Below are 11,497 nucleotides of genomic sequence, written 5' to 3' on the forward strand. Positions count from 1 at the left end.
CGATACAGCGACAGATGGTCGCAACGCGGGGGTCTTCGCCCTCCTCCATCATCGACTCGGCCTCGGCCGGCCGCTGCTCCCCCAGCCAGGAGGCCCAGAGGCGGAACGGCAGCCCCCTGACCAGGGCCCAGGACAGCAGTAGCCAGAGAGCGGCTTCCAGATACAGCCGCTTTCTGGCCCAGGGTAAGGAGATGAAACGCCGAAGGAATGTCATGGTGCAGCCGTCTCCGAGGAAGCCTCAGCCAACAGCATGACCCAAGCCGGCGCCGCTGGCTACCGTGCCTCGAAGGCGGCCAGCACGGCGTCGCCCATCTCGGCGGTGGAGACGGTGCGCGTACCTTCGGAGGCAATATCCGCGGTGCGCAGGCCGTCGTCCAGCACCTTGCCCACGGCGTCCTCGATGCGCTTGGCGAGCGCCGGCTCGTCCAGCGAGTAGCGCAGCATCATGGCCACCGAGAGGATGGTCGCCAGCGGGTTGGCGATGCCCTCACCGGCGATGTCCGGGGCGCTGCCGTGGCAGGGCTCGTACATGCCCTGGCCGGTCTCGTTGAGCGACGCCGAGGGCAGCATGCCGATGGAGCCGGTGAGCATGGCCGCGGCATCCGAGAGGATATCGCCGAACATGTTGCCGGTGACCATGACATCGAACTGCTTGGGGGCGCGCACCAGCTGCATGGCGGCGTTGTCGACGTACATATGGGAGAGCTCGACGTCGGGGTACTCCGGCGCCAGGCGCTCCATCACCTCACGCCACAGGATGGTGACCTCGAGCACGTTGGCCTTGTCCACGGAGCAGAGCTTCTTGCCGCGCTTCTGCGCCATCTCGAAGGCGACCCGGCCGATGCGCTCGATCTCGCTCTCGGAGTAGATGTAGGTGTTGAAGCCGACCCGCTCGCCGTCGCGCACCTCGATGCCGCGGGGCTGACCGAAGTAGATACCGCCGGTGAGCTCGCGCACGATCATGATATCGAGGCCCGCCACCAGCTCGGGCTTGAGGCTCGAGGCGTCGGCCAGCTGCGGGTAGGTGATCGCCGGGCGCAAGTTGCCGAACAGGCCCAGGTTCTTGCGCAGGCCGAGCAGCCCCTTCTCCGGGCGCTTGGAGAGGTCCTCGAGCTTGTCCCACTTTGGGCCACCCACGGCGCCGAGCAGGATGGCCCGCGCCGCCTTGGCCTTCTCCAGGGTCTCGGCGGGCAGCGGATCACCAAAGGCGTCATAGGCGCTGCCGCCGACCAGGGCCTCTTCCACTTCCACATCCAGGCCGCAGGCCTGGCAGGCGGCCAGGATGCGGCTCGCCTGGGCGGTGATCTCGGGGCCGATGCCGTCACCGGGCAGTACCAGAATCTTCTGAGTCATTGCTTCTTCCTTGTTCAGGCGGAGTCGCGGAACAGCCAGGGGCGCGCGGTGCGATGCTTTGCCTCGAAGGCGCGGATCGCCTCCTCGTCCTGCAAGGTGATGCCGATGTCGTCGAGGCCCTCGAGCAGGCAGTGCTTGCGGAAGGCATCCACCTCGAACTCGAGGATTTCGCCGGCGGGCGTGATCACCCGCTGGTTCTCCAGGTCCACGTCCAGGGCGTAGCCTTCGCTGGCCTCGGCCTCCTGGAACAGGCGGTCGACGACCTCCTCGGGGAGGGTGACCAGCAGCAGGCCATTCTTGAAGGCATTGTTGTAGAAGATGTCGGCGAAGCTCGGGGCGATCACCACCCGGAAGCCGAAGTCCTCCAGCGCCCAGGGGGCATGCTCCCGGGAACTGCCGCAGCCGAAGTTGCGGCGGGCCAGCAGCACGCTGGCGCCCCGATAGCGTGGCTGGTTGAGCACGAAGTCGGGGTTGAGCGGGCGCTGCGAGCAGTCCTGGCCCGGATAACCCTCATCCAGGTAGCGCAGCTCGTCGAAGAGATTGACGCCGAAGCCGGTGCGCTTGATCGACTTCAAGAACTGCTTGGGGATGATCAGGTCGGTGTCCACGTTGGCCCGGTCCAGCGGCGCGACGAGACCCTCGGTGCGTTCGAATTTCTTCATGGTTCAGGCCTCCTGTACCTGGGCGTCGTCATTGGCGGCAAGCTGCCTCACGTCCACGAAGTGGCCGGCGATGGCGGCGGCGGCGGCCATCGCCGGGCTCACCAGGTGGGTGCGCCCACCATAGCCCTGGCGACCCTCGAAGTTGCGGTTGGAGGTGGAGGCGCAGTGCTCGCCGGCGCCGAGCTTGTCGGCGTTCATGGCCAGGCACATGGAGCAGCCCGGCTCGCGCCACTCGAAGCCCGCCTCGATAAACACCTTGTCCAGCCCCTCGGCCTCCGCCTGACGCTTCACCAGGCCCGAGCCCGGCACCACCATGGCGAGCTTGATGCTGTCGGCCACCTTCTTGCCCTTGGCGACCTTGGCCGCCTCGCGCAGATCCTCGATGCGCGAGTTGGTGCAGGAGCCGATGAACACCTTGTCGAGGCGGATATCGGTGATCTTCTGCTTCGGGGCGAGGCCCATGTACTGAAGCGCCCGGGTGTAGCCGCTGCGCAGGGTGTCATCGGCCTGTTCGGCGGGGTCCGGCACCTCGCCGGAGACGCCGGTGACCATCTCGGGGCTGGTGCCCCAACTGACCTGGGGCTCGATTTCGGCGGCGTCGAGCACCACCACCTTGTCGAACTCGGCGTCCGCATCGGAGACCAGCCCGCGCCAGTCGGCCACGGCGGCCTGCCACTGCTCGCCGGCGGGCGCGTAGGGGCGGCCCTCGAGGTACTCGATGGTGGTGTCATCCACGGCGATCAGGCCGACCCGGGCGCCGGCCTCGATGGCCATGTTACAGACCGTCATGCGGCCTTCCATGGAGAGGCCCTGGATGGCGCTGCCGGAGAACTCGATGGCGTAGCCGGTGCCACCGGCGGTGCCGATCCGGCCGATGATGGCCAGCACCACGTCCTTGGCGGTGACGCCCGTGCCGAGCTCGCCCTCGACGCGCACCTGCATGTTCTTCATCTTCTGGGCCAGCAGGCACTGGGTGGCCAGCACGTGCTCCACCTCGGAGGTGCCGATGCCGTGGGCGAGGGCGGCGAAGGCACCGTGGGTGGCGGTATGGGAGTCGCCGCACACCACGGTCATTCCGGGCAGGGTGGCGCCCTGCTCCGGGCCTACCACGTGGACGATGCCCTGGCGCGGGTCGTTGATCTTGAACTCCACGATGCCGAAGTCGCGGCAGTTGTCGTCGAGGGTCTGGACCTGGATCAGCGACACCGGGTCCTTGATGCCGGCGTTACCCTCGGCGCGCTCCTTCACCGTGGTGGGCACGTTGTGGTCGGGGGTCGCCAGGTTGGCGTCCAGGCGCCACGGCTTGCGGCCCGCCAGGCGCAGACCCTCGAAGGCCTGGGGCGAGGTCACCTCGTGGAGCAGCTGGCGGTCGATGTAGATCAGCGCGGTGCCGTCATCGCGCTCCTTGACGAGGTGCTGCGACCACAGCTTGTCGTAGAGTGTCTGGCCTGCCATCTCGTTTCTCCCGGGCTCATGGGCCCTGTGCTCTGTCCGGTCGGTGTGATGTTCGGTTCACGGCGTCCAGCACCGCGGCTATCCGGCGCCGCTCAAGCCTGCCGTGGCTATCAGCCTTGACACTCGGCGCTCGGCGCTCGGCGCTCGGCGCTATGGGACCAGTCTCCCGCCCCTCGCCCATAAAATCAATTCATGTTATTTATGGATTGCATTCCCAACAGGAATGCCATGTCGGCTGATTCGCGTTGCTCGGCGTGATCGCTGGAATTTGGCAAGAGCTGGTTTTTTGTGGGAGCTGGGCTCCGCCCGGCGAATGGAGCCCGAAGGGCTCCTGTGCGGTATGAGCTGACTCAAGCAACTCCACCGAGGCGCCTGCGGCGCCATTCGCCCGGCAAAGCCGGCGCCATTCGCCCGGCAAAGCCGATCTCCCACGAATCTCTTCAAGCGTATGAGAATTTGAAAGCAACATAGCATCTACCACAGCTTATCTAACGCCAGTGACGGAGGCACCATGGATACCCAGAGCCTGCAGGCCTTCCTGGCCGTGGCGGAGAGCGGCAGCTTCTCCCGCGCCGCGGAGCAGTTGCACCTGACCCAGCCCGCGGTAAGCAAGCGCATCGCCGTGCTCGAGGCCCAGATCGGTGCGCGGCTCTTCGACCGAATCGGCCGCTCCGTCGGCCTGACCGAGGCGGGGCGCGTGCTGCTGCCCCGCGCCCGGCAGATCCTGGTGATGGTGGACGACAGCCGTCGCGCCCTTAGCAACCTCGAGGGCAGCGTGGGCGGCAGCCTGACCCTGGCCACCAGCCACCATATCGGCCTGCATCGGCTGCCGCCGCTGCTCAAGGCCTACACCGGCGCCCACCCCGAGGTGCGCCTCGACCTGCACTTCCTGGACTCCGAGGAGGCCTACCAGGGAGTGCTGGACGGTTCCCTGGAGATCGCCGTCGTAACCCTGGCCCCCCACCCCGACCCGCAGCTCACGGTAGTGCCGGTGTGGATCGATCGGCTCTGCTTCGTCTGCGCCCATGACCATCCGCTGGCCAAGGTGACGGAGCCGACGCTGCGGGTGCTCTGCGAGCACGACGCCGTACTGCCGGGCCCACTCACCTTTACCCGGGGGCTGATCGAGGCGCGTTTCGCCGCGGCGGGCCTGGGCCTGCCGGTGGCGCTCTCCACCAACTACCTGGAGACCCTCAAGATGATGACCGCCATCGGCCTGGGCTGGAGCCTGCTGCCGGAGCGCCTGGTGGCGGGCGACCTGCGCGTGCTGGCGGTGGACCACCCGCCCATCTACCGCCCGCTGGGCTATATCGTGCACCGCAGCCGCACCCTCTCCAACGCCGCGCGGGCCATGCTCGAGCAGCTCGACGCGGCCCGGGAAGCGGCGGCTAGGAACTGGGAGACAACCGGTACAGGGCGATCAGCTGGTTGATGGCCAGCAAGCCGACCGCCGCCCAGATCAGCAAATGATCCATCTTCTGCCAGCCTGCGGCCCTTGTGAATGCCTGCGAGAAACTCACCCAAAGACGTCGTGTACGGCCACCCGATGTTTGCCCAGCCCGAACTCTGGCCTTGTCAGCCTTCATGAACATGCGACTGGCCCGTAATGCAAGGTAGGCAAAGATACCGGCCGAGAGCGCCCCGGCCAGCCAGGCCGTGACATCAAGACTCACCGGATCCCGCCTCATCTGCATGCAACACCACTTCAACCGGCTCCAGCTGCTGGTGGGCTATATCGGGCTCCATGGAAATAGTCATGCGATAGCCGCAAGCCACGGCAATGCTGTCGAGCAACTCATTGCCGGGCACATGGCCGAGATTCCCTCCTTCGAGACGCGATATCAGGCTCTGCCGGGTACCGATTCGCCTCGCCAGCTCGGCCTGGGTGAGACCGGCGCGTATGCGCACCTGATGAACCAGGGCCCCGAGACGCAGAGCGAGACGCACTCGGTCCGCATGCGCCCGGCCCTCTTGGGTCTCGAGTGCCTTGTCGATCAGCTGACGGGCGCGACCGGTGCTGTTGGTATCGGTTTCACTCACTCACACCTCCAGAACCTTTTCAGTTCGCCATGGATCAAGCTGGTCCGCTGGGAGTGGGTCCTTCTCGGGCCGAAATAGATCGCCCTGAAGGGCAGCCCCCCCTGAGGACAAGCCAGGATCAATTCATAACGCCCAAACCAGCTTCCCAAGGGCCCGTAACGGTAGACGCGAAATACGACTTCTCCATCCCTTACGCCATGGATGTTCTGAACCGGGAGGGGAAGCAAACGGTCGGGATCTTCGGCACACTCCTGGCAAACCGTCAATGCCGCCACGGCAGCATCTCGAAACCGAGCGTCATCCGACCACACCGCCCGCTCCAACTCCTTGAGGACCGGCTCCGCGAAATAGGCGTCCAGGTCGATCATCCCGGCTCCAATTATAACATATTTGACATGACGGCGGCGGCTAGCCAATGACTCCGACCGTGACTGCTAAGAGAAATATAGGATTCCAGGAAAGGCCTCGCTGCCAGGCACGGAGGGGTTTGTTAGACTGCTCAACTTTCCCCCGGAGCCCGCACCTTGTCACCCGCCCCACCCACGTCCCTTCGCCACGCCATCGCCGGCAGCCTGATCCTGGCCGGGCTGGCCCTGCAGGTGCTGCGCCTGGCCGGGCTGCCGGTGGCCCTGCCCGCGGTCAGCTACGCCTTCTGGCTGGCCGTGCTGCTGCTGTGGCCGGATCTCAAGCGGAGCAATCGGCGCCAGGCGGGCGCCCTGGCGGGGCTGGGGCTTGCACTGGTGCTGGTCGCGGCCCTGGGCTATGGCGCCGAGGTCACCTGGCACCGGCTGCTGGATGGCAACAGCTACGTGGTAGCCATGCTGGTCGGGGTGAGCTTCATCGGCCTGATCGGCACGCGCCAGGGGCATTCGGCGCCACCCGGCAGCGCCGTGACCGGCCGGCGCGGCACCGCCGGCACCTGGCTGGGGGTCCACCTGCTCGGTGCCGTGCTGAACCTCTCCACGGTGTTCATGGTGGGGGACCGCCTGCGGCGTCACGGCGAGCTCTCCCTGCCGCAGCTGCTGGCCCTCAACCGCGGACTCTCCAGCGCCGCGCTCTGGTCGCCCTTCTTTGCCTCCATGGGGGTGGTGATGACCCTGGCGCCGGAGATGCGCTTCACGACGATCCTGGCCCTTGGCCTGCCGCTGGGAATGCTGGCCGGCACCCTCTCGCTGCTCGACCTCTCGCGGCGCTTCGACCTCACCGAAGTGGCGGGCTACTCGCTCTCGCCCAGGAGCCTGCTGATGCCGGTGGGCATGGCCACCCTGGTGCTGCTGTTTCACTACGCCCTGACGCCCGCGCTCTCCATCGTCAGCATCATCACCTTCCTGCTGCCGGCGGTGGCGCTGTTGACCAACCTGCCACGGGGCCCGCGCTGGACTCTGCGCCGGGTGCGCAGCCACGCCCTGGAGCGGCTGCCGGCCATGCGCGGCGAAATCGCGCTGTTCCTGTGCGCGGGCCTGCTCACCCAAGGGCTCTCGGCCTTCATCGGCGCCGCCACCGGCAGCCAGTGGACGCTCTTCGCCCACTTCGGCGCGCCCCAGGCGACAGCCAGCTTCCTGGCCATCGTCGTCAGTGCCGCTGCCGGGCTGCACCCGATCATCGGCGTCTCGGTGCTGGCTTCGATGCTGGATCTCGAGGGCAGCCGCCAGACGCTGTTCGCCTTCGTGGCGCTGGCCTCCTGGGCCGTGGGCACCAGCGTCGGGCCGCTTTCCGGTATCAACCTCTCCCTGCAGGGGCGCTACGGGGTCAGCGGTACGGTGATGATGCGCCACAACCTGAGCTACGCCGGCGCCCTCTCCGCGCTGGTGGTCGCGGCGATCGTGGTGTTGGATGCCTGGCTGTAGGGGACTACTGCGATACCCGCCGGAAGTAGCGATGGCCGCACTGGTGGCAGGGCTCGATGCGGGCGACCCCCTCGAGCTCCACCTCGGCGTTGCAGTGCACGCAGGCCATGCGACCGGGCACCGCCATCTCGCCCTCGCAGTAGTCGGCCTGGGCGGCCTCCAGGTCCTCCTCGAAGCGTTCGCGTTCGACCACGCTGCGATCGGCGATGGAGAGCAGCGATTCACTGACCTTGCGCGACAGCGCCGAGAGGTCGATGCCGAGCCAGGTGGCCACGCTCTCGCCTCCGGCACTCAGGTAGCGGCGCATGTCCTTGAGGTCGCGCTCCACCCAGGCCCGCAGCAGCGACAGCTCATACTTGGTGAACTCCTCGAGCTCGGCCTCGAACTCCACCGCCTCGTCGAGCTCCTTCTGCAGGTTCTCCCAGGTCAGTTCATGGGCCCCCTCACGCAGGCGCTCCAGCATGCGCTCGTAGCCCTCGCGCAGGCGATGGTCCCGATGGGGTTGTGGTTGCTCGCTCATGGTCAGCTCCTTCCTCCTGCGATGGGCCGGCCGGCCCGGGCATAGCCGGGCCCTGCCGTGCTGGGGTATCCTTGCCTACCATTTAGACGCTTTCCTGCCGGCAGTTCAACGTCTTGACGCCCCAGCGGTCACGACCCCGATGCCGGACAAGCCCCGTTGACCCGCAAGGTACCCGTAGACAGCGATGGACGCACAGTACAAGCCCCAAGAGATCGAACGCGACGCCCAGCAGTTCTGGGAGAAGAACCAGTGCTTCAAGGCGGTAGAGGATGCCAGCCGCGAGAAGTTCTACTGCCTGTCGATGTTCCCCTACCCCAGCGGCAAGCTGCACATGGGGCACGTGCGCAACTACACCATCGGCGACGTGGTGTCCCGCTACCAGCGCATGCAGGGCAAGAACGTGCTGCAGCCCATGGGCTGGGACGCCTTCGGCATGCCCGCCGAGAACGCCGCCATCCAGAACCGGGTGCCACCGGCCCGCTGGACCTACGAGAACATCGACTACATGCGTCAGCAGCTCAAGGCGCTGGGCTTCGCCTACGACTGGAGCCGCGAGTTCGCCACCTGCGACCCGAGCTACTACCGCTGGGAGCAGTGGTTCTTCACCAAGCTGGTGGAGAAGGGCCTGGTCTACAAGAAGATGGCCACGGTCAACTGGGACCCGGTGGACCAGACCGTGCTCGCCAACGAGCAGGTGATCGAGGGGCGCGGCTGGCGTTCCGGCGCCCTGGTGGAGCGCAAGGAGATCCCGCTCTGGTTCCTCAAGATCACCGACTACGCCGAAGAGCTGCTGGCCGACCTGGACAGCATCGAGTGGCCCGAGCAGGTCAAGACGATGCAGCGCAACTGGATCGGCAAGTCCAGGGGCATCGAGCTGTCGTTCGGCATCAAGGCCGCCGACGGCCATGCCGGCGAGCCGCTGTCGGTCTATACCACCCGCCCCGATACCCTGATGGGCGTCACCTACGTGGCCGTGGCCGCGGCCCACCCGCTGGCCAGGGCCGCGGCCAGGGACAACGCCGAGCTGGCCGCCTTCTGCGAGGAGTGCGCCCACGGTGGCACCTCCGAGGCCGAACTGGCCACCATGGAGAAGAAGGGCATGCCCACCGGCCACCTGGCCGTGCATCCCCTCACCGGTCGCGAGGTCCCGGTCTATGCCGCCAACTTCGTGCTGATGGAGTACGGCACCGGCGCGGTCATGGCGGTACCCGGCCACGACCAGCGCGACTGGGAGTTCGCCACCAAGTATGGGCTGCCCATCGAGGCGGTGATCGCCGACGAGCAAGGCCAGGCGCCGGATCTCTCCCAGGGCGCCCATGAGGACTACGGCACCCTGATCCACTCCGGCGAGTTCGACGGCCTCGACTTCGACGCCGCCTTTGATGCCACCGCCGAGAAGCTCGCCGAGCTCGGCCGCGGCGAGGTGAAGGTCAACTACCGCCTGCGCGACTGGGGCGTCGCCCGCCAGCGCTACTGGGGCGCGCCGATCCCGGTCAAGTACGGCCCCGAGGGCCAGACCGTGCCGCTCTCCGACGAGGAGCTGCCGGTGGCCCTGCCCATGGAGGTCACCGTGGACGCCACCGGCTCGCCGCTCAAGCGCATGCCGGCATTCAGCGACCTGGGCGACGGCTGGGTGCGCGAGACCGATACCTTCGACACCTTCATGGAGTCCTCCTGGTACTTCGCGCGCTTCTGCTGCGCCGACAACCCCGAGGCGATGCTCGACGAGCGCGCCGACTACTGGCTGCCGGTGGACCTCTATATCGGCGGCATCGAGCACGCCATCCTCCACCTGCTCTATGCGCGCTTCTTCACCAAGCTGATGCGCGACCTGGGCCTGGTCCAGGTCGACGAGCCCTTCCAGCGCCTGCTCACCCAGGGCATGGTGATCGCCGAGACCTACTACCGCCTCCAGCCGAACGGGGGCAAGGAGTGGTTCAACCCCGCCGACGTCGAGGTCAAGCGCGACGACAAGGGGCGTCCGGTAAGCGCCGTGCTGATCGCCGACGGCCAGTCGGTGGAGATGGGCGGCATCGAGAAGATGTCCAAGTCGAAGAACAACGGCGTCGACCCCCAATCGATGATCGACCGCTTCGGCGCCGATACCGTACGCCTGTTCATGATGTTCGCCGCCCCGCCGGAGCAGTCCCTGGAGTGGTCCGACTCCGGCGTCGAGGGCGCCAGCCGCTTCCTCAAGCGCCTGTGGCGGCTGGTCGGCGAGCATCTGGAAGCCGGAACGCCCGGGCCCCTGGACGCCGGGGCCCTGGACGAGGCCCAGCGCGAGCTGCGCCGCAAGACCCACGAGACCATCGCCAAGGCCAGCGACGACATCGGCCGGCGCACCACCTTCAATACCGCCATCGCCGCGGTCATGGAGCTGACCAACGCCATCGGTCGCTTCCAGGGCGACAGTGACCAGGCGTCTGCCCAGGGGCTGGCCGTGACCCGCGAGGCCGTGGAGGCCTGCGTGCTGCTGCTCGCCCCCATCGTGCCCCACGCCTGTCATGCCCTGTGGGCCGAGCTGGGCCATGAGGAGCCGGTCATCGATGCCTCCTGGCCGGTCGTGGACGAATCCGCCCTGGCCCGCGATACCATCGAGCTGGTGGTGCAGGTCAACGGCAAGCTGCGTGCCCGCATCGAGGTCGCCGCAGGCGCGACCAGGGAGGCCATCGAGGAGGCGGCCTTCGCCGCCGAGAACGTGCAGCGCCATACCGAGGGCAAGACGGTGCGCAAGGTGATCGTGGTGCCCGGCAAGCTGGTCAATATCGTGGTGGGCTGAGCCCGCCCGGCACAGGGAGCGCCCCATGCAGCGACGCACCTTCCTCACCCTGGGCCTGGTCGGCACCGCCGGCCTGGCCCTTGCCGGCTGCGGCTTTCGCCTGCGCGGCTTCGACGCACCCGCCGCGGTATTTGACGAGCTGGCTCTCGCCGGCCCGGACAGCGACCTGGCACGGCTCGTCCGCGAGCGCCTCGAGGCCGCCGGCACCCGGGTCCATGACGACGCCGAACGGGTGCTCAACCTCGGCCAGCCCGAGATCCGGCGACGCAGCCTCAGCGTGCTCGACACGGGCCCCCGCGAGGAGGAGATGGCGCTCATCGCCCCCTTCTCGGTGCAGCGCGCGAGCGACGGCGCCTACCTGCTCGACCAGCAGCGCCTGGAGGTCTCGACCCGCTACACGGTCAGCGACTCGAACCTGCTGATCCAGGACGACCTGCGCGAGGAGGCCCGGCAGGAGCTTCGCGAGGCCGCCCAACGCCAGCTGCTCGACCGCCTGCGTAGCCTAGCGCTCTAGCAGCCTGCAGGAGGCCGAATCGGCACCCTGTGGTAGCTCGGGTTCCCCGAGCGAATGGAGCCGAAGGCTCCCGGGAGCATGAGCCAACGCAGGCAACTCTGCCGGGGCGCCTGCGGCGCCATTCGCCCGGCAGAGCCGGCCTCCCACCGGCATTTCCCGACCCGGACCGCCAGACTCACAAGCCTGCAACGAATGGGCACCTTGTGGGAGCTCGGGTTCCCCGAGCGAATGGAGCCCAGCTCCCACCAAAATGACCGGATCTCGAAAGAGGCGCCAACGTGAAAGTCTTCCCCGACAAGCTGGCCGATGCGCTGGCCAGGAAGCTCC

General features: G+C 67.5%; 11 protein-coding genes. 4 read left to right on the plus strand and 7 right to left on the minus strand.

The genetic code is table 11. From position 1 onward, the window contains the following. Window positions 1-273: 273 nt before the first annotated feature. Genes leuB through leuC form a run of 3 tightly spaced genes read right to left on the minus strand, consistent with a single transcriptional unit; the run spans window position 274 to window position 3,470 of the window. Window positions 274-1,353: a 3-isopropylmalate dehydrogenase gene (gene leuB, locus J5F18_RS13335; protein ID WP_346299094.1), complete on the minus strand. Its 1,080-nt coding sequence runs from the start codon at window positions 1,351-1,353 to the stop codon at window positions 274-276. Window positions 1,354-1,367: 14 nt separating this feature from the next. Beyond that, window positions 1,368-2,015, minus strand: coding sequence for a 3-isopropylmalate dehydratase small subunit (gene leuD / locus J5F18_RS13340; RefSeq protein ID WP_346299095.1), 648 nt, complete (start codon window positions 2,013-2,015; stop codon window positions 1,368-1,370). 3 nt (window positions 2,016-2,018) lie between these two features. Continuing rightward, window positions 2,019-3,470, minus strand: a complete 1,452-nt coding sequence (gene leuC, locus J5F18_RS13345; protein ID WP_346299096.1) for a 3-isopropylmalate dehydratase large subunit — start codon at window positions 3,468-3,470, stop codon at window positions 2,019-2,021. A 511-nt stretch (window positions 3,471-3,981) separates the two neighbouring features. On the opposite strand from leuC, the gene J5F18_RS13350 reads away from it, so the two are divergent. Next, window positions 3,982-4,902, plus strand: a complete 921-nt coding sequence (locus J5F18_RS13350; protein ID WP_346299097.1) for a LysR family transcriptional regulator — start codon at window positions 3,982-3,984, stop codon at window positions 4,900-4,902. On the opposite strand, the gene J5F18_RS13355 is transcribed toward J5F18_RS13350, so the two are convergent. Genes J5F18_RS13355 through J5F18_RS13365 form a run of 3 tightly spaced genes read right to left on the minus strand, consistent with a single transcriptional unit; the run spans window position 4,859 to window position 5,878 of the window. After that, window positions 4,859-5,143 carry a hypothetical protein gene (locus J5F18_RS13355; RefSeq protein WP_346299098.1) on the minus strand — a complete coding sequence of 95 codons (285 nt, stop codon included), beginning with the start codon at window positions 5,141-5,143 and terminating at the stop codon, window positions 4,859-4,861. The genes J5F18_RS13350 and J5F18_RS13355 overlap by 44 nt on opposite strands. Beyond that, entirely contained in the window at window positions 5,133-5,510 is a 378-nt protein-coding gene (locus J5F18_RS13360) for a helix-turn-helix transcriptional regulator (RefSeq protein WP_346299099.1), read from the minus strand. The genes J5F18_RS13355 and J5F18_RS13360 overlap by 11 nt, the downstream gene beginning before the upstream one ends. Next, the gene (locus J5F18_RS13365) at window positions 5,507-5,878 is read right to left on the minus strand and encodes a hypothetical protein (RefSeq protein ID WP_346299100.1); all 372 of its coding nucleotides are present in this window, start codon (window positions 5,876-5,878) and stop codon (window positions 5,507-5,509) included. Before J5F18_RS13365 ends, J5F18_RS13360 begins: the two co-directional genes overlap by 4 nt. Before the next feature lie 156 nt (window positions 5,879-6,034). Between J5F18_RS13365 and J5F18_RS13370 the strand changes: the two genes are divergently transcribed. Continuing rightward, complete coding sequence (locus J5F18_RS13370; protein WP_346299101.1) at window positions 6,035-7,357, plus strand: hypothetical protein; 1,323 nt, start codon at window positions 6,035-6,037, stop codon at window positions 7,355-7,357. Window positions 7,358-7,361: 4 nt separating this feature from the next. Here the strand turns inward: J5F18_RS13370 and J5F18_RS13375 are convergent, their stop codons facing one another. After that, complete coding sequence (locus tag J5F18_RS13375; RefSeq protein ID WP_346299102.1) at window positions 7,362-7,877, minus strand: zinc ribbon-containing protein; 516 nt, start codon at window positions 7,875-7,877, stop codon at window positions 7,362-7,364. Window positions 7,878-8,061: 184 nt separating this feature from the next. Between J5F18_RS13375 and leuS the strand changes: the two genes are divergently transcribed. Both leuS and lptE read left to right on the plus strand, forming a co-directional pair. Next, window positions 8,062-10,656, plus strand: coding sequence for a leucine--tRNA ligase (gene leuS / locus J5F18_RS13380; RefSeq protein WP_346299103.1), 2,595 nt, complete (start codon window positions 8,062-8,064; stop codon window positions 10,654-10,656). A 25-nt stretch (window positions 10,657-10,681) separates the two neighbouring features. After that, window positions 10,682-11,170: an LPS assembly lipoprotein LptE gene (gene lptE / locus J5F18_RS13385; RefSeq protein ID WP_346299104.1), complete on the plus strand. Its 489-nt coding sequence runs from the start codon at window positions 10,682-10,684 to the stop codon at window positions 11,168-11,170. Window positions 11,171-11,497 lie beyond the last annotated feature (327 nt).

This window comes from Halomonas sp. BM-2019 (assembly GCF_017584085.1).